The 19,540-nt window shown below is 74.5% G+C and carries 17 protein-coding genes; 7 read left to right on the top strand and 10 right to left on the bottom strand.

All coding sequences use genetic code 11. The annotated features are described in order from the left end of the window. Positions 1 to 100: 100 nt before the first annotated feature. From rplT to infC, 3 genes are all read right to left on the bottom strand, one after another. Positions 101 to 487, bottom strand: a complete 387-nt coding sequence (rplT, locus tag AB0O07_RS24875; protein ID WP_114626556.1) for a 50S ribosomal protein L20 — start codon at positions 485 to 487, stop codon at positions 101 to 103. Between the two features lie 102 nt (positions 488 to 589). Next, a complete protein-coding gene (gene rpmI, locus AB0O07_RS24870; RefSeq protein ID WP_003947156.1) occupies positions 590 to 784 on the bottom strand; it encodes a 50S ribosomal protein L35 in 195 nt (64 codons plus the stop codon). Positions 785 to 912: 128 nt separating this feature from the next. Continuing rightward, positions 913 to 1,563 carry a translation initiation factor IF-3 gene (infC, locus tag AB0O07_RS24865; protein WP_365636896.1) on the bottom strand — a complete coding sequence of 217 codons (651 nt, stop codon included), beginning with the start codon at positions 1,561 to 1,563 and terminating at the stop codon, positions 913 to 915. A 465-nt stretch (positions 1,564 to 2,028) separates the two neighbouring features. On the opposite strand from infC, the gene AB0O07_RS24860 reads away from it, so the two are divergent. Then, on the top strand, positions 2,029 to 2,346 hold the full coding sequence (locus AB0O07_RS24860; RefSeq protein ID WP_365637299.1) for a DUF1844 domain-containing protein: 318 nt from the start codon (positions 2,029 to 2,031) through the stop codon (positions 2,344 to 2,346). A gap of 51 nt (positions 2,347 to 2,397) precedes the next feature. Here AB0O07_RS24860 and AB0O07_RS24855 read toward each other — a convergent pair whose 3' ends face one another. Continuing rightward, positions 2,398 to 3,135, bottom strand: a complete 738-nt coding sequence (locus AB0O07_RS24855; RefSeq protein ID WP_365636893.1) for an SseB family protein — start codon at positions 3,133 to 3,135, stop codon at positions 2,398 to 2,400. Between the two features lie 68 nt (positions 3,136 to 3,203). Here AB0O07_RS24855 and AB0O07_RS24850 point away from each other — a divergent pair, with 68 nt between their 5' ends. Next, on the top strand, positions 3,204 to 3,890 hold the full coding sequence (locus tag AB0O07_RS24850) for a serine hydrolase (RefSeq protein ID WP_365636890.1): 687 nt from the start codon (positions 3,204 to 3,206) through the stop codon (positions 3,888 to 3,890). Between the two features lie 219 nt (positions 3,891 to 4,109). Then, positions 4,110 to 6,326 carry an RNA polymerase recycling motor ATPase HelR gene (gene helR, locus AB0O07_RS24845; RefSeq protein WP_365636887.1) on the top strand — a complete coding sequence of 739 codons (2,217 nt, stop codon included), beginning with the start codon at positions 4,110 to 4,112 and terminating at the stop codon, positions 6,324 to 6,326. Between the two features lie 51 nt (positions 6,327 to 6,377). Here helR and mycP read toward each other — a convergent pair whose 3' ends face one another. Next, complete coding sequence (mycP, locus tag AB0O07_RS24840; RefSeq protein WP_365636885.1) at positions 6,378 to 7,784, bottom strand: type VII secretion-associated serine protease mycosin; 1,407 nt, start codon at positions 7,782 to 7,784, stop codon at positions 6,378 to 6,380. A gap of 59 nt (positions 7,785 to 7,843) precedes the next feature. Then, positions 7,844 to 9,919 (bottom strand): hypothetical protein, encoded by a 2,076-nt coding sequence (locus tag AB0O07_RS24835; protein ID WP_365636882.1) that lies wholly within the window; start codon positions 9,917 to 9,919, stop codon positions 7,844 to 7,846. Between the two features lie 249 nt (positions 9,920 to 10,168). On the opposite strand from AB0O07_RS24835, the gene AB0O07_RS24830 reads away from it, so the two are divergent. Beyond that, positions 10,169 to 11,383 (top strand): amino acid deaminase/aldolase, encoded by a 1,215-nt coding sequence (locus AB0O07_RS24830; protein WP_365636879.1) that lies wholly within the window; start codon positions 10,169 to 10,171, stop codon positions 11,381 to 11,383. 45 nt (positions 11,384 to 11,428) lie between these two features. On the opposite strand, the gene AB0O07_RS24825 is transcribed toward AB0O07_RS24830, so the two are convergent. The 3 genes from AB0O07_RS24825 to AB0O07_RS24815 form a co-directional block, all read right to left on the bottom strand. Then, the gene (locus AB0O07_RS24825) at positions 11,429 to 12,241 is read right to left on the bottom strand and encodes a 3-oxoacyl-ACP reductase (RefSeq protein WP_365636877.1); all 813 of its coding nucleotides are present in this window, start codon (positions 12,239 to 12,241) and stop codon (positions 11,429 to 11,431) included. 5 nt (positions 12,242 to 12,246) lie between these two features. Then, positions 12,247 to 13,602: an aldehyde dehydrogenase family protein gene (locus AB0O07_RS24820; RefSeq protein ID WP_365637297.1), complete on the bottom strand. Its 1,356-nt coding sequence runs from the start codon at positions 13,600 to 13,602 to the stop codon at positions 12,247 to 12,249. A 158-nt stretch (positions 13,603 to 13,760) separates the two neighbouring features. Next, on the bottom strand, positions 13,761 to 15,125 hold the full coding sequence (locus AB0O07_RS24815; protein WP_365636874.1) for a glutamine synthetase family protein: 1,365 nt from the start codon (positions 15,123 to 15,125) through the stop codon (positions 13,761 to 13,763). A gap of 85 nt (positions 15,126 to 15,210) precedes the next feature. On the opposite strand from AB0O07_RS24815, the gene AB0O07_RS24810 reads away from it, so the two are divergent. The 3 genes from AB0O07_RS24810 to AB0O07_RS24800 all read left to right on the top strand — a co-directional run bounded on the left by AB0O07_RS24810 (position 15,211) and on the right by AB0O07_RS24800 (position 18,452). Then, a complete protein-coding gene (locus AB0O07_RS24810) occupies positions 15,211 to 15,969 on the top strand; it encodes an FCD domain-containing protein (protein ID WP_365636871.1) in 759 nt (252 codons plus the stop codon). Between the two features lie 253 nt (positions 15,970 to 16,222). Beyond that, positions 16,223 to 17,617, top strand: a complete 1,395-nt coding sequence (eat, locus tag AB0O07_RS24805; RefSeq protein WP_365637295.1) for an ethanolamine permease — start codon at positions 16,223 to 16,225, stop codon at positions 17,615 to 17,617. A 112-nt stretch (positions 17,618 to 17,729) separates the two neighbouring features. Continuing rightward, positions 17,730 to 18,452, top strand: coding sequence for a gamma-glutamyl-gamma-aminobutyrate hydrolase family protein (locus AB0O07_RS24800; protein WP_365636868.1), 723 nt, complete (start codon positions 17,730 to 17,732; stop codon positions 18,450 to 18,452). Between the two features lie 29 nt (positions 18,453 to 18,481). On the opposite strand, the gene AB0O07_RS24795 is transcribed toward AB0O07_RS24800, so the two are convergent. Further along, positions 18,482 to 19,390 carry a LysR family transcriptional regulator gene (locus tag AB0O07_RS24795; RefSeq protein ID WP_365636865.1) on the bottom strand — a complete coding sequence of 303 codons (909 nt, stop codon included), beginning with the start codon at positions 19,388 to 19,390 and terminating at the stop codon, positions 18,482 to 18,484. Between the last annotated feature and the right edge of the window lie 150 nt (positions 19,391 to 19,540).

Genomic DNA, 19,540 nt, shown 5'->3' with positions numbered 1-19,540 from the left:
CCCGCAGGCGGATACGCCTGCGGGTCCGGCGGGAAGGGGCGCGGACGCGGGGAGCCTGCCGGCTCCCGGAACGCGGAGAGCCTCAGCGGCTGCTCTCCGCTCAGGCCGCGGCCTTCGGGGCGTTGACGTCGCTGGGAAGCGCCTTCTGGGCGACCTCGACGAGCGCGGCGAACGCGTTGGCGTCGTTGACGGCCAGCTCCGCGAGGATCTTGCGGTCCACCTCGACGTTGGCGGCCTTCAGACCCTGGATGAAGCGGTTGTAGGTGATGCCGTTGGCGCGGGCAGCGGCGTTGATCCGCTGGATCCAGAGCTGACGGAAGTCGCCCTTGCGCTTCTTGCGGTCGTTGTAGTTGTAGACGAGGGAGTGGGTGACCTGCTCCTTCGCCTTGCGGTACAGGCGCGAACGCTGGCCGCGGTAACCGCTGGCCGCTTCGAGGATCGCCCGGCGCTTCTTGTGTGCGTTGACTGCCCGCTTGACGCGTGCCACGTGTTGACTCCTTGTAGCGGGGCCGTGGGGGGACTCACACGGCCCGGAAACGAATAGGTCCCGGTCCTGCTGCCGCGCCCCCGGTCACCGGGGGCACCGGCCTCACTTGCCGAGAAGCTTCTTGATCTTCTTGGCGTCGCCCGGGGCCATCTCGGCGTTGCCGGTGAGGCGACGCGTCAGCCTTGACGACTTGTGCTCAAGCAGGTGGCGCTTGCCGGCCCGCTCGCGCAGCACCTTGCCGGAGCCGGTGATCTTGAAGCGCTTGCTGGCACCGCTGTGCGACTTGTTCTTCGGCATGGCGCCGTTCTCTCCTCGTCAGTGGCGCTCCCAGCCGGTCCGGGTTCTCGACCGGCGCGCGGGAGCGTCAGATCTCTGTGTGTGGTTCCGCGCGGAACCAGGGGCCGTCTGGATGACGCCCCCACGGGTCACGCGTCGGAAGAAGCCTCGACAGGAGTCTCGGCCGATGCCTCGGCCGCCTGACCCTGACGGCCGGCCTTGCGGGCGGCCTGCGCCTCGCGAGCCTCGGCCATGGCCTCGGTCTTCTTCTTGTGCGGGCCGAGAACCATGATCATGTTCCGGCCGTCCTGCTTCGGGTTCGACTCGATGAAGCCGAGTTCCTCGACGTCGGAGGCGAGCCGCTGGAGCAGCCGGAACCCCAGCTCGGGGCGGGACTGCTCACGACCGCGGAACATGATCGTGATCTTGACCTTGTCACCCTGCTTGAGGAACCGGACGACGTGACCCTTCTTGGTGTCATAGTCGTGCGGGTCGATCTTCGGCCGGAGCTTCATCTCCTTGATGACCGTGTGCGCCTGGTTCTTCCGCGCCTCACGGGCCTTCATGGCCGACTCGTACTTGAACTTCCCGTAGTCCATGAGCTTGCACACGGGCGGACGGGCGTTCGCCGCGACCTCGACCAGGTCCAGGTCGTACTCCTGTGCAAGCTCCAGGGCCTTGGCGAGCGGGACGATGCCCACCTGCTCACCACTGGGACCGACGAGTCGCACTTCGGGAACGCGAATCCGGTCGTTGATGCGGGGCTCGGCGCTGATGGATCCTCCTCGGTAGCACCACACGACTGTCTGGCAGACAGCCGCGCAACGTCTGTTGTCTACAGACCAACCGCGGCGGCACAGCAAAAATGCCCCGGACGGCACACAGGCAGGGCTCCTCGAATACCGGAACACCGCCGCGTCACTGCCACGGGGCGCATCGGGTGGCTCCATCGTCCGTACGGAACGATGGGCACCACCTGACCGGTGACCCGCCGCCCCTCAGGGGCAGCCAGGTGGGAGAGCGGAGCCTCCACTTGTGGGCCGGGCACACAGGTGTCCGGCCGGTCGTTACACAAGGTTAGCACCACCGGGACCCATCTGCTAACCCGTGGGACGGGACCGGCTCCCCCGGACGGATGTACGGGCACGGGGCCTATCGTGTGGGGCATGAGCGACGCGACCCCTTCCCACCCCGCCCCGGACACCCCGGCGGCCCCCGACACCGCGGCGACCCCGGAGGCCCCGGAGACCCCCGGGTACGACGCCATGGCCCGCGACATCGCGGAGGTGCCCGCCGTCGAGGTGATCGTCACGGTCGCGGTGAACCTGATGAGCGCGGCGGCGGTGAAGCTCGGCCTGACCGACGAGGGCGAGGAGCACAAGGACCTGGACGAGGCCCGGAAGCTGGTGCACGCGCTGGCCGGGCTGATGGACGCGAGCGCGACGGAGATCAGCTCGTTCCACGCCGCGCCGCTCCGCGACGGGCTGAAGTCGCTCCAGCTCGCCTTCCGCGAGGCCTCGGTGATCCCGGACGAGCCGGGCCAGGGTCCGGGCGAGAAGTACACGGGCCCGGTCTACGGCTGACCGGGGCGGCGGTCCCGGGCCGTACCGGTCCCGCCGTACCCCCGATCCTCGCTACATCTGATCCCGTACGTACAGGGGCTCGCCCGGTGGGGTGGCCTCGGCCGGCAGCACCGCCAGGTCGAGTCCGCGCACCAGGCGGGCCCTCAGCACATCGTCGTCGGCGAGCGCCCGCGCCACCCGGCGGGCCGCCCCGGCCGGCTCCGCCGCCGGGTCCAGCACGAGGGCGAGGGTGCCGTCCGCGCTCCCCGGGCCGAGGTGGGCCCGTACCACCGCGGGCTCCCCGGCGACGGCGGCCCGTACGGCCGCGGTGACCGCGGGGTCCTCCAGCGGCCCGGTCCCGGTGCGCCCCTCGGCGAGGGCGACCAGGGCGGACCCGGTGAGCTGGTACGGGACCGGGCCCGCGAGGTCCAGGACGAGGGTGTCGGCCCGCTCGTGCGCGAGGGCCTGGAGCGCCTGGCCCAGCGGTACGGCGACGGGCCGCGCCCCGGGGTCCCAGCGGGCGAGCGCGGCGGTGGAGGTGAAGGCGGGCAGGGCGCGCCGGTCGCCGGCCTGGAGCGTCGGCACGGCCATGTCACTGGTCTTCTCGCGCTTCCTCCCGTCGGGGCCAACCTCCGCCTCCCCCAGCACCGCGACCACCGGCACCAGCAGCCGGGCGGTGCGCAGCGCGGCGAGGACCGGGCCGTGGGCCGCGCGGTCCTCGGCCCAGGCGGCGAGGGCCGCCGTCAGCGCGGGATCGGCGGTGCCGTCGTCGTCGGAGAAACCGGGGTCCGGGATGTTCTTGAGCGCCACGGGAGGAGCCTAGTAGGGCCGCTCCGGCGCCGTTCCCCGGGCCCGGTCCGGGGGCGTACGGTCCTCGGATGGAGCTTTCGGTCGCGGTGTGCGAGGTGGCGAGCGGGCGCGAGGCGGCGTACGGCCCGGACCGTACGTATGTCACCGCCAGCGTGGTGAAGGTGGCGATCCTCGCCGCCCTGCTGCTGCGGGTGCGGGACGCGGGCGGCTGGCTGGACCCGGAGCATGAGCGGCTCGCCGGGCTGATGATCGAACGCAGCGACAACGAGGCCGCGACGGAGCTGCGGGAGGCGGCCGGGGGCGTGGCGGCGCTGGACGCGGCGCACGCGCGGCTCGGGATGACCGCGACGACGGCCGCCCCGGAATGGGGGCTGACCACGACGACGGCGGGCGATCAACTGACCCTACTCAAGGCGGTCTTCGCCCCGGGGTACGGGGCGGCGGGGGGCGGTGAGCCGGTGCTGGACGCCCGGTCGCGTACGTATGTGGCGGGGCTGATGGGGCGGGTGGTGCCGGGGCAGGACTGGGGGGTGTCGGCGGCGGACCCGGGCCGGGCGGGCGGCGCGGGCGGCGGGCTGAAGAACGGCTGGATGCCCCGGACGGAGGGCGGCCTGTGGGTGGTCCACTCCGTGGGGCGGGTGGCCGGCTGTCTGGTGGCGGTGCTCTCCGACGGCCATGCCACGAAGGAGGAGGGCATCGCCCGGGTCGAGGAAGCCGCGGTCGCGGCGGTACGCCGGATCGGGGAAGCGGCCTGAGAGGTGGTGGGAGAGCGGTCGAGGAGGCTCACCCACTCCTCGCCACTCTTAACGTATAGCGCACCGGGGGGCTTGCGGCAAGGCCCCCCTCGTCCCGCAGAATCTCCAACTCCAGCCAGCTACCTGCGGATATGGGAGATTCACGACGTGCGTACGTCTTTGCCGGCCCACGGACCGGCCGATGGACCGCCCGATGGACCGGCCGACGGGTGGAGCGGTGTGTTCGAGCTGCCGGGGCGGCTCGCCGCCAAGGCGGATCCGGAGCTGATCGCGGCGGACGAGGCCCACTTCGCCGCGGTCGCGGAGAGCCTGGCGCGGACGGTCGCCGAGGTGTCGGAGCGGCTGGACGCCGCGCTGCGGGCGCCCGGCGGGGCCGGCCGGGCGGCGATGGACCGGGACGCCGAGGTGCACCGGCTGACCGCCCGGCTCCGTACCCTGCGCCGGTTCGGGCTCGATCTCTGTCTCGGCCGTATCGTCGGCGCGGAGGGCGCCGAGCCGCTCTACATCGGGCGGCTCGGCCTCACCGACGCGACGGGCCGGCGGCTGCTGGTGGACTGGCGCACCCCGGCGGCGGCGCCGTTCTTCGCGGCGACCCACGCCCGGCCGATGGGACTGGTCAGCCGGCGCAGATACCGCTGGAGCGGGGGCCGGGTCGGCGACTACTGGGACGAGGTCTTCGCCGCCGACCGGCTCGACGGGCATGCCGCGCTGGACGACCAGTCCGCGTTCATCGCCTCGCTCGGCGCCTCCCGGTCGCCCCGGATGCGGGATGTGCTCGCCACCCTCCAGGCCGACCAGGACGCCATCGTGCGGGCCGGGTCCCGGGGCGCGCTGGTGGTGGACGGCGGCCCCGGCACCGGCAAGACCGTGGTCGCCCTGCACCGTGCCGCGTATCTCCTCCACTCCGAACCCCGGCTCGGGCAGCGCGGCGGCGGGGTGCTCTTCGTCGGCCCGCACCAGCCGTATCTGGCCTATGTCGAGGACGTGCTGCCCAGCCTCGGCGAGGAGGGCGTGGCCACCTGCACGGTGCGGGACCTGGTCGCGGAGGGGGCCGGGGCGGGGGCCGAGAGCGATCCGGAGGCGGCGCGGCTGAAGGCGTCGGCGCGCATGGTGGACGCGGTCGGGACGGCCGTACGGTTCTACGAGGAGCCGCCCGCCGAGGGGAGGTCCGTCGCGGTGCCGGACGGCGAGGTGTGGCTGAGCGCCGAGGAGTGGGCGCTGGCCTTCGAGACGGCGGGCCCCGGCGTCCCGCACAACGAGGCGCGCGAGCGGATCCTGACGGAGCTGATCGCGATCCTGTGGGAGAAGTACGAGCGGGAGGGGTCCGGGCGGACCGGGTACGCGGGGGACGAGGGGGCCGCCGAGGACGGATACGGCGCCGGGGTGCCGGCCGAGGTGACGGAGGAGCGGTTCGCGCGGGCGGTGCGGCGCGACGCGGGGCTGACCGGGGCGCTGAACGGGGCGTGGCCGCTGCTGGAGGCGGCCGATCTGGTCGGCGACCTCTGGTCGGTCCCGGCGTATCTGCGGCTCTGCGCGCCCTGGCTCGCCCCCGAAGACGTACGGCGGCTCCAGCGCCGCTCTCCTCAGGCGTGGACGGTCTCGGACCTGCCGCTGCTGGACGCGGCGCGGCTGCGGCTCGGCGACCCGGAGGCGGTGCGGACCGCCCGCCGGAGGGAGGCCGCCGAGGCCGCGCAGCGGGCCAGGATGGCCGAGGTCATCGATGACGTCCTGGCGGCGGACGACGACGGGGAGGGCGCGGTGACGATGCTGGTGGGGCGGGATCTGCGGGAGAGCCTGGTGGACGGGGCCGCGCTGCCGGCGGCCGGACGGGACCGGCTGGCGGGCCCGTTCGGCCATGTCGTGGTGGACGAGGCGCAGGAGCTGACCGACGCGGAGTGGCGGATGCTGCTGGCGCGCTGTCCGTCCCGGAGCTTCACCGTGGTCGGGGACCGCGCGCAGGCCCGGCACGGCTTCGCGGAGCCGTGGCGGGAGCGGCTGGCCCGGGTCGGTTTCGACCGGATCGCCCTGGCGTCCCTGACCGTCAACTACCGGACCCCCGAAGAGGTGATGGCGGTGGCGGGGCCGGCCGTCCGGGCGGCGCTCCCGGGCGCCAATGTGCCCCTTTCCGTGCGGTCCACGGGGATCCCGGTCCGGTACGGCGCGGTCGCCGAGCTGGACGCGGTCCTGGAGGAGTGGCTGGCGGCGCATGCCGAGGGGACGGCGTGTGTGATCGCCGCCGAGGGGTTCCGGTTCCGCCCGGGGCCGCGGGTGCGGTCGCTGACGCCGGAGCTGTCGAAGGGGCTGGAGTTCGACCTGGTGGTGCTGGTCGGTCCGGAGGGGTTCGGGACGGGGGTGGCGGGGGCGGTGGACCGCTATGTGGCGATGACCCGGGCGACGCAGCGGCTGGTCGTCCTGACCGGTGCCCCCGGGGCGTGACCGGCTCCGGGGCATCCCGGGGCCCCGCTCCGGGCGCCCTCGGGGCGGGGGCTACAGCGAGCGCCACCGGGCGAAGGAGATACGGCGCCCGGAGCCGCGCCAGAGCAGGACCGCGCCCGCCAGCAGCAGCGCACCGGTGACCCCGGCGGCGGGCGCCAGCCAGACGGCGGGCTCCCGGTCGTCGCTCGCCACCGCGGGGCCCTCCCCGAAGTACCGCTTCCCGAATCCGGCGGAGCGGTTCTGGAGGTCCTGACCCGCGAGCTTCGCCGCCCCTTCGAGCGCGGCGGCCGGGTCGATGAAGCCGTACCCCCGGGCGTCGTCCCGGCCGCCCTCCGGGGCGTCCCTGGCGGTGTCCGCGACGAGCTTCTTGATCTGGGCGGGGGTGAGTTCGGGGTGGGCGGAGCGGATGAGGGCGACGGCGCCGGAGACGAAGGCGGCGGCGGCGCTGGTGCCCCACCCCTCGTAGTACCGGCGGTCGGGGTCGGCTATGACGACATCGACGCCGGGGGCGCTGACCGTGGCGTACCAGCGGCGGGTGGAGAACGCGGCGTGGGTGCCGTACCGGTCGACGGCGGTCACCGCGATCACCCCCGGGTAGGCGGCGGGGTACGAGATGTGGTCGCCCTTCTCGCCGCCGTTGCCCGCCGAGGCGACCACGACGGCGCCCTTGGCGAGGGCGTACTGGACGGCGGCGTCCTCGGCCGGTTCGGGGTGGGCGGACTCGCTGTCGTCGCCGAGGGAGAGGTTGATGACGTCGGCGCCCTGGTCGGCGGCCCAGCGGATGCCCTGGGCGAGCGCGCCGCCCTTGGCTGCCCTGGCCTTCGCGCGGGCCGGGTCGCTCCCTTCGAGGATGACCCGGACGGGGAGGATCTTCGCCTCGGGCGCGATCCCGAGGACGCCGTCGGCCCGGTCGGGCCCGTGGCCGTGCCCGGCGATGATCCCGGCCATGGCGGTCCCGTGCCGGGCCCAGGCCCGGTCCCCCTTCCGCGCCCCGAACCCGATCAGGTCCTTCCCCGGCAGCACCTGCCCGGCGAGATCCGGGTGCGTACCGTCCACGCCGGTGTCCAGCACCGCGACGGTGATCCCGGTCCCCTGGGCCTTCCGCCACGCCTGCTCGGTGTGCATGGCGTCGAGCGCCCACTGCTGCGCCCGGATGGCGTCGGCCTGGGCCGGGGTGGCGGGCAGGAGGAGAAAGGACGCTGCGGTGAGAACGGCGGCGATCCGGTACCGGCGCCGGGGCCGGCCGGGCTTGAGCTCCACGCGCCGGGCACGCGCCGCTCCGGCCGCCGCGCTGCCGGGCGCCGGCGGCGGGGTCCCCACCGACCGGACCGGCCCCGACCGTGTCCGTACGAACCGGGTCCGTACGAGCCGGGTCGGCTCGGGCCGTCCGGCCCCGTCGGCGGGCGCGGATGTTCCGGTCTCCGCCGACGGAGTCGGCCCCGCGGTCTTCGGCGTCATGGGCTCCGGGTCCTCCGGGTCTCTGGGGTCCACCGGCGGCCGTCCGTGGAGCGTGGGGATCAACGGGGGGCCGCCGTGCCGGTGCTGACTGCCTTGCGCAGCCCCCGTTCTATACGGTCCGCGATGCCTTTCGCCTCATGTCCGAGACCGGCCTGTGCGGCCGGGGTCGTGGCGCCGCCGGCGATCGCCTGGTCGGCGGGCTGCGGGGAGCTGACGGGGCGTCCGTCGGCGAAGCCGGTGACGGCGTACACGACGACGGGCACCTCGGTGAGGACGTTCACCGTCCAGCTCGCGCGCTGGCCGTCGCCGAACGTCGCCGCTGCCGTGTCCTCGACCGGGAACGCGTGGGGCATCATGTCGGCGCGTTCCGTGAGGTCGTTGGCGCGGAAGCGGGTGCGCAGCGCCGCCATCGCGGTCTCGTCGCCCTGGGTGAAGACCAGGCCGACCGTGGTGACGCTGCTGGCGGTCGCGTCGGTGTACGTGGCGCGGACGACCCGGGTGCAGCCGAGCGGGCGCAGCACCCCGTCGAGCACCGGGCCGAGCGCTTCGGCGCAGCTCGTGTCGGGGGCGACCCCGGTCCGGGTCCACTGGCGGTCCGCGCCGCCGGGCCCGGCGGCCTCGCCCTTGAGGGTGCGCGGGAAGAGCGTGTCGACGGGGACGCTGTGCCAGAGGCTCCGCGCGACGGTGTAGTCGTCCCGGTCGGCGGGTTCCGCGGCCGAGTCGCCGGTCAGCCAGCTCCCGGTGACGGCGCCGCCGATGAGGCCGAGGCCGAGGACCACGCAGGCGAGCGCGACGGCGGCGCGCCCGGGGCGCCGGACGGGGACGGGGCGGAGCCGCGCGGTGGACTCCGAGGCCGTCTCGGCGGCCCCCGAGTCCCACGGGAAGACGCCCGGCGCGGCCGGTCCCGTACGGGTCTCCGGGGGGCGCGCGGGCAGCGGCGGGAAGCGCGGCGGCACGGTGGGGGCGGGGGGCGCCCCCGGGGGCGGGGCGTACGCGGCGTAGGAGGTGCGCGACCCCGCGATCAGATACGGCGTGGGGAACGGGCTGTTGGTGGCACCGGGGCGCGGTACGGGCGTGGTGTCCTCGACGCCCGTCCCCCCTCCGGGGGCGGCGGGACGTCCGGCGGTACGCCCACGGGCCCGGTCACCGATGCCGTGCCCGATCCCGGCCCGGCCCTCCCCCGCGGAACCGCCCGCGGGCGCGCCGTGCACCGGCGGGGTCCGCGGAACGGGCGGCGCCCCGGAAGGCGGAGACGGCGGGAGCGGGGGAAGCGTGGTGATCCGGTCCTCGGCCCGGGGCGGCTTGCTGGAGTCGGGGAGCGCGGGGAGGACGCTCGCGGCGGGAGCCTCGGGCGAGGCGCTCTCGGGGCGGGGGCGCGAACTGTCCGTACGCGCAGGGGCATCGGAGCCCGCGACGACGGAGCCGGTGACCGGCGGGGCGCCCTCGCCGCCGGGGCGCGCGGAGCCCGTGCCCGTACGGGCGTCGGACCCGGCGCCGACGGGAGCGACGGCGGGCGGGGTGTCCGTGCCGCCGGGGCGCGAACTCCCCGTCCCCGTACGGGCATCGGCGCCCGCGACGGCGGAACCGACAGGTGAGGAAACCGGCGGGGTGTCCGTGCCGCCGGGGCGCGAACTCTCCGTCCCCGTACGGGCATCGGCGCCCGCGACGGTGGAACCGGTGGGCGGGGCGGGGGGAAGTGTGGGGGTGGGGCCGGTGGTTCTCCCGCCGCTGGGTGCGGTGTCGTCGGGCCGGTCCCGGTCGTCGGCCGCCGCCGAGACGGGGCCGGGGGGCCGAGCGGGTGTCCCCGGCGGGGCGGACGGGAGGAGCGGGACCGCGGGGGCGGGGCGGAAGGGGGCCGGGGCGGGGCCCCGGTCGAACGGGGCGGCGCCCGTGGGGCGGGGGCTGTAGGGGACGAGACGGCCGCCCGCGGTGAACCGTACGTCGCCGAACGGCAGGACCGGCGAGGGGGCGCCGCTCACCCGGGGCTGCGCGGGTCCGGCGGGCGTGGCCGGCTCCGTACGGGCCGGCTCGCCCTGCGGCGGCGTGCCCTGGTCGGGGCCGGCCGGCTGGGCCGGGACACGGGGCGGTGCGGCGGGCCGGGGCGGGAGGGGAGCCCGTGGCGTCTCCGTGCTCATGCGACCCCCTGTGACACCCATGCGGCCATGCGTACCTGCTCCACCCCACGCCGCTTCCCGGCCGTACGACACAGGCTCGTTCGACGCGGCGTGAGCGTCACTCTACGGGCTGCGGAGCACCCCGCGGGAACCCCCGGGGGAACCCCGGGAGGAACCCCCGCGAAGCCCCGGGCGATCTGCCCAGAACATCCCCCTACCCTTCGGTAATCCGGGCTGGCCCCGGGGAATCCGGTCTGGCAAGCTCGCTCCATGACGCCGTCGCCACGCCCCCTCGCCACCGACCGGGCCCGGTACGACCGGGCCACCGCCCATCTCGACGCGCCGCTCGCGCTGGTCGATCTCGACGCCTTCGACGCCAACGCCGACGACCTCGTCCGGCGGGCCGGCGGCAAGCCGGTCCGGGTGGCGAGCAAGTCGGTGCGCTGCCGGGCCCTGCTCGAACGGGTGCTGGGCAGGCCGGGGTTCGCGGGGGTCATGTCGTTCACGCTGGCGGAGTCGGTGTGGCTGGCCCGCGCGGGGTTCGAGGACATCCTCCTCGCCTACCCGTCGGCCGACCGCGCGGGGTACGCGGAGCTCGCCGCCGATCCCAAACTCGCCGCCGCCGTCACGGTCATGGTCGACGACCCGGCGCAGCTCGATCTGATCGACGCGGCCCGCGAAGGTGGCCGGGAGGAGCTCAAAGTCTGTCTGGAACTGGACACTTCCCTCCGTCTCCTCGGCGGCCGGGTACGGTTCGGCGCGCTCCGCTCCCCGCTGAGCGAACCGGCCCAACTGGCCGAGCTGGCACGGTCGGTGGCGCGCCGCCCCGGGTTCAGGCTGACCGGGATCATGGCGTACGAGGGGCATGTGGCCGGGGTCGGCGACGCCCTGGCGGGGCGGCCCGCGCGGTCGCTGGCGATCCGGCTGATGCAGGCCGCCGCCCGGCGGGACCTGGTCGAGCGGCGGGCGGCCGCGGTGCGCGCCGTCCGGGCGGTCGCGCCCGACCTGGAGTTCGTCAACGGCGGCGGTACGGGGAGTGTGCAGCAGACGGCCGCCGAGGACGCGGTGACGGAGATCGCCGCGGGCTCGGGGCTCTATGTGCCGCGGCTCTTCGACAACTACACGTCGTTCCGGGGGCGTCCGGCGGCGCTCTTCGCCCAGCCCGTGGTGCGCAGGCCGGGCGTGGGCGTGGTGACGGTGCTCGGCGGCGGCTACCCCGCGTCGGGGGCGGCGGGCGCCGACCGGCTGCCCGTGCCGTATCTGCCGGAGGGGCTGCGGTACGACCCGCAGGAGGGGCCCGGGGAGGTGCAGACCCCGCTGCTGGGTCCGGCCGCCGACGATCTGCTCATCGGGGACAAGGTGTGGTTCCGGCACGCCAAGGCCGGGGAGCTGTGCGAGCGGTTCGACACCCTGCGGCTGGTCGAGGGCGACCAGGTGGTGGCGTCGGTGCCCACCTACCGGGGCGAGGGGCGCACCTTCCTCTGAGCCCCGAGCGCTGGGTCCCGAGGAAGGTGCGGCCCGCCGTACCGGCTAGAGCGGGGTGACGTACGCGCCCGAGATGCCGCCGTCGACCAGGAAGTCGGTGGCGTTCACGAAGGACGCGTCGTCGCTGGCGAGGAAGGCGACGGCCGCCGCGATCTCGGTCGCCTCGGCGAACCGGCCCAGCGGGATGTGCACCAGGCGGCGCGCGGCGCGCTCCGGGTCCTTCGCGAACAGCTCCTGGAGCAGCGGGGTGTTGACCGGCCCCGGGCAGAGCGCGTTGACCCGGATGCCCTCGCGGGCGAACTGCACGCCCAGCTCGCGGGACATGGCGAGGACGCCGCCCTTGGAGGCGGTGTACGAGATCTGCGAGGTGGCCGCGCCCATCCGGGCCACGAAGGAGGCGGTGTTGATGATGGAGCCGCGCCCCTGGGCCCGCATGTAGGGGAGGGCGGCCTTGCAGCAGAGGTAGACGGAGGTGAGGTTGACCTCCTGGACCCGCTGCCACGCCTCGATGCCGGTGGTGAGGATCGAGTCGTCGTCGGGGGGCGAGATGCCCGCGTTGTTGAAGGCGATGTCGACGCTGCCGTAGGTGTCGTGGGCTGCCTTGAAGAGCGCCTCGACCTCCTCCGCTTCGGTGACGTCGACCCGTACGAAGAGCCCGCCGACCGCCTCGGCGGCGGCCTTCCCGGCCGTCTCGTCGATGTCGCCGCAGACGACCCGCGCGCCCTCGGAGGCGAGCCGGCGCGCGGTGGCGAGCCCGATGCCGCTGCCGGCCCCGGTGATGACGGCGGTACGGCCGACGAGGCGGCGGCAGACGGCCTCGGAGGGCTCGGGGGTCCCGGGTGTGGTGGATGCGGTCATGGTGGTCAGACCTCCGTGCTCAGGAAGACGTTCTTGGTCTCGGTGAAGGCGGTGAGGGCGTCGGGGCCCAGCTCGCGGCCGATACCGGACTGTTTGTAACCCCCGAAGGGCGTCCCGTACCGGACGGCGCTGTGCGAGTTGACGGAGAGGTTGCCGGCGGCGACGGCGCGCGAGACCCGCAGGGCGCGGCCCACGTCCCGGGTCCAGAGGGATCCGGCGAGCCCGTACTCGGTGGCGTTGGCGAGCCGTACGGCGTCCTCCTCGTCCTCGAAGGGGAGGACGACGGCGACCGGGCCGAAGACCTCCTCGGTGGCGATCGCCGAGTCGGGGGCGGCGTCGGTGAGGACGGTCGGCGGGAACCAGAAGCCGGGGCCGTCCGGGGCGCTCCCCCGGATGGCGGGGGCGTGCCCCTGGTGGTCCCGTACGTACGCCCGGACCCGCTCCCGCTGGGTGTGCGAGATCAACGGGCCCATCTGGGTCTTCTCGTCCGAGGGGTCGCCGACCACGACGGACGCGATCGCGGGGGCGAGGAGGTCGAGGAAGCGGTCGTGGACCTCGCGCTGGACGAGGATGCGGGTACGGGCGCAGCAGTCCTGGCCCGCGTTGTCGAGGAAGGACATCGGGGCAGTGGCGGCGGCCCGTTCGAGGTCGGCGTCGGCGAAGACGATATTGGGGCTCTTGCCGCCGAGTTCCAGGGTGACGCGCTTCATCAGGGCGCCGCTCCTGGCGAGGATGGAGCGGCCGACCCGGGAGGAGCCGGTGAAGACGATCTTGGCGACGCCGGGGTGTTCGACCAGCGCGTTCCCCGCGACCGGGCCCGCGCCGGGCAGGACCTGGAAGAGGTGCTCGGGAAGCCCCGCCTCCAGCGCCAGTTCGGCGAGCCGGAGGGCGGTGAGCGGGGTGGTCTCGGCGGGTTTGAGGAGGACGGCGTTGCCGGCGGCGAGCGCGGGGGCGGTGCCCCAGGCGGCGATCGGCATGGGGAAGTTCCAGGGGGCGATCACGCCGACGACGCCGAGGGGTTCCAGCAGGGTGATGTCGAGGCCGCCGGCGACCGGGATCTGCCGGCCGGTCAGCCGCTCCACTCCCCCGGCGCTGTACTCCAGGAGGTCGCGGACGTTCCCCGCCTCCCAGCGGGCGTTGCCGAGGGTGTGGCCCGCCTCGCGGACCTCCAGCCGGGCGAGTTCCTCGGCGTGGTCGTCCACGGCGGCGGCGAAGCGGCGGAGCAGCCGGGCGCGGTCGGCGGGGGCGGCGGCGGCCCAGCCGCGCTGGGCGGCGGCGGCGCGCCGTACCGCCCTGTCGACCTCCTCGACGGTGGTGGCGGGGATCTCGGCGAAGACCTCCCCGGTGGCGGGGTCGAGGATCTGGTGGGCGGTCGCGGGGGGCTCCGGTACGCCGGGGTCCGGTACGGCGCCTTCCCGTACGGCGGGTTCCTGCACGTCGTTGCTCACAGGCGGTTCTTCCTCAGGAGTCGTTCCGGTTCACGGGTGGTGCTTCCGTACGGTCGCTCGGTGGTGGCTCCTCACAGCCGTTCGAAGGAGCGGCGCAGCTCCCAGTCGGTGACGGCGGCGTTGAAGGCGGCCACCTCGACCCTTGCCATGTTGGCGTAGTGGGCCACCACCTCCTCGCCGAAGGCGGCGTGGGCGAGGGGGCTGTTCTCCCAGAGGTCGGCGGCCTCGGCGAGGGTGGTGGGGACCTGGGGGTGGCCGGCCGTGTAGGCGTTGCCGGTGCACGCCTCGGGGAGTTCGAGCTCGTTCTCGATGCCGTGGATACCGGCCGCGACGAGTCCGGCGACGGCGAGGTACGGGTTGACGTCACCGCCGGGCAGCCGGTTCTCGAAGCGCAGGGAGCGGCCGTGGCCGACCACCCGCAGCGAGCAGGTGCGGTTGTCGTACCCCCAGGCGACGGCGGTGGGCGCGAAGGAGCCGGGCTGGAAGCGTTTGTACGCGTTGACGGTGGGCGCGTACAGCAGCGAGAACTCGCGGAGCGCGGCGAGCTGTCCGGCCAGGAAGTGGCGCATCAGCGGGGACATGCCCCCTGGGCCGTCCCCGGCCAGGGGGTTGGTGGAGTGCTCGTCCTGGAGCGAGAGATGGATGTGGCAGGAGTTGCCCTCGCGCTCGTTGAACTTGGCCATGAACGTCAGCGAGACGCCCTCCTGGGAGGCGATCTCCTTGGCGCCGGTCTTGTAGACGGCGTGCTGGTCGCAGGTGGTCAGGGCCTCGTCGTACTTGAAGGCGATCTCGTGCTGGCCGGGGTTGCACTCGCCCTTGGCGGACTCGACGGTGAGCCCGGCGCCGGCCATCTCGTTGCGGATCCGGCGGAGCAGCGGCTCGACGCGTCCGGTGCCGAGGACGGAGTAGTCGACGTTGTACTGGTTGACGGGGGTCAGCCCCCGGTAGTCGCGGTCCCAGGCCTCCTCGTAGGTGTCCCGGAAGACGATGAACTCCAGCTCCGTGCCGACATGGGCGGTGTAGCCGTGGCCGGCCAGCCGGTCGAGCTGGCGGCGGAGGATCTGGCGGGGCGCGGCGACGACGGGCGAGCCGTCGTGCCAGGCGAGGTCGGCGACGAGCATCGCCGTGCCCTCGTGCCACGGGACGCGGCGCAGGGTGGCGAGGTCGGGGCGCATGGCGAAGTCGCCGTAGCCGCGCTCCCAGGAGGACATCGCGTAGCCGTCGACGGTGTTCATCTCGGTGTCGACGGCGAGCAGGTAGTCGCAGCCCTCCGTGCCGTGTTCCAGGACCTCGTCGAGGAAGAACGGCGCGGCGAACCGCTTGCCCTGGAGCCTGCCCTGCATATCGGGGAAGGCGAGGACGACGGTGTCGATCTCACCGCTCGCGACGAGGACCCTCAGTTCCTCGACGGAGAGCGGGGGTGTGCGGTCTGCCACGGGATTGCTCCTCCTTCGGTCAGCCGTCAGCCGGAAGCCTTAAGGTATTCCTGAGGACCTTTGGTTGGGAAGGGGCGACGGCGACGTGGCGGAGACGAACGGCCCGACGGACCCGGGGGATCCGCCGGGCGATCCGCTCACCTCGGTGCTGCGGCCCGTGCGGGCCGGCAACGGTTTCGAGGAGGCGCTGGAGCAGATCCTCCAGGTGGTACGGCTGGGGCTGGTGGCGGGGGGCGAGCGGCTGCCCGCCGAGCGGGAGCTGGCCGAGCGGCTGGGGATCAGCCGGGTCACCCTGCGCGAGGTGCTCAAGGTGCTCCAGGACCAGGGGCTGCTGGAGAGCCGGCGCGGCCGGTACGGCGGGACGTTCGTACGGCAGCGCCCTGACGTGGACGCGCGGGGCGCCGAGGAGGCGCTGCGCAGCCGGATCGCGGCGGTCGACATGGAGGACGTGCTCCGCTTCCGCGAGGTGCTGGAGAGCGGCGCGGCGGGGCTCTGCGCGGCGCACGGTCTGACCGGGGAGCAGGCGGCGCGGCTCCGCGCGGCGCTGGCCGCGACCCACGAGGCGCCGCTGCCGGAGTACCGCAGGCTGGACACGCTGCTCCATCTCACGCTGGCCGAGCTCTCCGGGTCGCCGACGCTGGCGGCGCAGTACGCGGCGGTCCGGGCCGGCGTGAACGACCTGCTGGACTGCATCCCGCTGCTGGTAAGGAACCTGGAGCACTCGCAACGTCAGCACACCGCGCTGGTCGGGGCGGTGCTCGACGGGGACGCGGAGCGGGCCAGGGAGATCGCGCGCGAGCACTGCGGCGGCACGGCGGCGCTGCTCCGCGGCTTCCTGGCGTGAGCGCCCCGCCCCTGAGCGCCCCACCCCTGAGCACCCTGTCCGTGAGCGCCCTGGGCGCCCGGCGGTCCCGGCGCCCCCAGTGATCCGTAACAGCCGTTTAACGCAGAGGTCTTGCGTGCGGCGATCGTGAGGGTAATGGTATGGCCCCACACCATTACCGTGAGGCAGGAGCCGATCATGTCCGAATCCACGGACTCGCGCACCCCACCGGCCGCCGGGGCGGACGCCACCGCCGCCCCGGCAGGGCGATTACCTGAAACGGCGCGCCCTGCGGCAGGGCAGCGCGGGGTGGCTGCTGCTCACCGGTCTCGGCGTCGCGTATGTCGTCTCCGGGGACTTCTCGGGGTGGAACATCGGCCTCTCCCAGGGCGGCTTCGGCGGGCTGGCCATCGCCACCCTGCTGATGGGCGTGATGTACGCCTGTCTGGTCTTCTCGCTCGCGGAGCTCTCCGCCATCCTGCCCACGGCGGGCGGCGGTTACGGCTTCGCCCGGCGCGCGCTCGGCACCTGGGGCGGCTTTCTCACCGGTACGGCCATTCTCATCGAGTACATCCTCGCGCCGGCCGCGATCTCCATCTTCATCGGCGAATATGTCGAGTCCCTCCGTCTCTTCGGTCTGACGGCCGGCTGGCCGGTCTCGCTGGCCTGCTTCGTGATCTTCATCGGGATCCATCTCTTCGGCGTCGGCGAGGCGCTCCGCTTCAGCCTCGTGGTGACCGGGATCGCGGTGGCGGCGCTGCTGATCTTCGCGGTCGGCGCCTTCACCGAGTTCGACGCGGGCCGCCTCGACGACATCCCCGCCGACCCGGACGCCTTCGGCTCCGGCTCCTGGCTGCCCTTCGGCGTGCTCGGCATCTGGGCGGCCTTCCCGTTCGGCATGTGGTTCTTCCTGGGGGTCGAGGGCGTGCCGCTCGCGGCCGAGGAGGCCAAGGACCCGGTGCGCTCGATGCCCAGGGCGCTCTCGATCTCCATGGGGGTGCTGGTGCTCCTCGCCCTCCTCACCTTCTTCGCCGCCACCGGCGCCCGGGGCGCCGCGGCCATCCAGGAGGCGGGGAACCCGCTGGTGGTCGCGTTGGAGGGGGACGGCGGGCCCACCCCGCTCAGCCGGTTCGTCAACTACGCCGGTCTCGCCGGACTCGTCGCCTCCTTCTTCTCCCTCATCTACGCCGGGTCCCGGCAGCTCTTCGCGCTCTCCCGGGCCGGCTATCTCCCCCGGTTCCTCTCCCTCACCAGCCGCCGCAAAGCCCCCTATCTGGGTCTGCTGATCCCCGGCGCGATCGGTTTCGGGCTCGCGGCGGCCACCGGGGACGGCGGCCGGATGCTCAATGTGGCGGTCTTCGGCGCCACCATCTCGTACGCGCTGATGGCCCTCTCGCATCTGGTGCTGCGCCGCAGGGAGCCGGAGCTGCCGCGCCCGTACCGGACCCCGGGCGGGATGGTGACCTCGGGCGTCGCCTTCGTACTCGCGCTCTCCGCGCTGGTGGCCACGTTCCTGGTGGACCAGGACGCGGCGGTCATCGCGCTGGGGGTCTACGGCGTCGCGCTCGCCTACTTCACCTTCTACAGTCGGCACCGGCTGGTCGCGGCGGCCCCCGAGGAGGAGTTCGCGGCCCTCGCCGCCGCCGAAGCCGAACTCGAACGCGGCTGAGACCAGGCCCGTACCCGTACCCGAACGGCCCGCGCCGTCGGCCACGTACCCCCCGCACACGGACCACCCGTATGTGAACCACCCGCACACGAACCACCCGCACGGAGGCACAGTGAAGCCCCTCATCGGCATCAGCACCTATCTGGAGGAATCCGCCGCCTGGGGGGCGTGGCAACTGCCCGCGGCGCTGGTGCCCGCCGGATACCCCCGTCTCGTCCAGCGCTCCGGCGGTACGGCGGTGCTGCTGCCGCCCGACGACCCGGCGGCCGCGGCCTCCGTGGTGGCCCGGCTCGACGGGGTGGTGATCGCGGGCGGCGCGGACGTACAGCCCGCCCGGTACGGCGCCGAGCCCGGCCCCAGGACCGGGCCGCCCGCGCTGGAGCGGGACGCCTGGGAGCTGGCCCTGATCAAGGCGGCGCTCACCCTGGGCACCCCGCTGCTGGGGATCTGCCGGGGCATGCAGCTCCTCAACGTGGCGCTGGGCGGCACCCTGATCCAGCACCTCGACGGGCACGACTCCGGGGTCACCGGCGTCTTCGGCGCGCACCCGGTGAAGCCGGTGCCGTGCACCCGGTACGGCGACCTGGTGCCGGAGGAGTTCTCCGTACCGACCCACCACCACCAGGCGGTGGACCGGCTCGGCACCGGGCTGACCGTCTCCGCGTACGCGGCGGACGGCACCGTCGAGGCCGTCGAACTGCCGGACCCGCACGCGGTGCTGGGCGTGCAGTGGCACCCCGAGATGGCCGAGGACACCCGGGTGATGTCCTGGCTGACCGGAGCGGCCCGGGAACGTAGGCGGGGCACGGGAGACGCGGTCGCGGCGGCCTCATAGCTCCCGGCGGCTCGTAGCTCCCGGTGGCCTCAGCCGGGGCCCGTTCCGGCCGGGGTGGCGCCTCTGGTCAGGGCGAGCAGGTCGCGGGCGGGGCCGGCCGGGCGGGTTCCGGCCGGCCAGACCGCGCGGAGGTCGCGCCGGAGCCGTACGCCCGCCACCGCCACCCGCACCAGCCGGCCGGCGGCCAACTCCTCCCCCACCGCGAGTTCGCTCAGCACACAGGGCCCTTCCCCGCTGACGGCGGCGGCCTTCAGCGCGGTGGTGGAGGCCAGCTCCAGCAACGGCCTGGCCGGGCCGCCGTACGCGCGCAGCCCGGCGTCCAGCACCTGGCGGGTGCCGGATCCCTGCTCCCGCAGGATCAGCGGGGTGGCGGCCAGCTCGGCCGGGTCCAGCGGGGTGCGGCGGCGGGCCCAGGGGTGGCCGGGCGCGGTGACCACCAGCAGCCGGTCATGGCCGATGACCGCCGAGTCGAGACCGCCCGGGGTGGCCGCGCCCTCCACGAAGCCGAGGTCCGCCGCATGGCTCAGCAGCCGCTCGGCCACCGCGACGGAGTTGCCCGCGTGGAGCGAGACGGCGGTCTCGGGGCGCGCCCTGCGCAGGGCGATCAGCCAGCGGGGCAGCAGATACTCGGCGATCGTCATACTGGCGGCGACCCGCAGCCGGGAGTCCCTGCGCCCGCGGAGCGCCTGCGCCCCCGCGTCGAACGCCTCGGCCGCCTCCACGATCCGCCGGGCCCAGTCGGTGACCAGGGTGCCCGCGTCGGTCAGCCGGGAGCCGCGCGGCGAGCGGTCCACCAGGGCCACCCCGAGCTGCCGCTCCATCGCCCGGATCCGGCCGCTGGCGGCGGGCTGGCTGATGCCGGTCTCCCGGGCGGCCCGCCCGAGGCTGCCGAGCCGGGCGACGGCGAGCAGCAGCTCCAGCGCGCCGAGGTCGGGCACCCGGCGCGAGAGCGCGGGGTACGGCGGCTCCCCGGCCGCCGCAGAGCCTGTCGCGGGGCCAGGCGGGGAGTCAGGCGCGGGGCCAGGCGCAGTGTCAGCCGCGGGGCCTCGGGTCGGGTCTGTCGCCGGTCCGGTCATAGGTTCAGCTTA

This window comes from Streptomyces sp. NPDC093085 (assembly GCF_040683935.1).
Classification (GTDB): Bacteria; Actinomycetota; Actinomycetes; order Streptomycetales; family Streptomycetaceae; genus Streptomyces.
The sequence above is the reverse complement of the archived record's forward strand: the minus strand, read 5'-3'. Positions and strand labels throughout refer to the sequence as shown.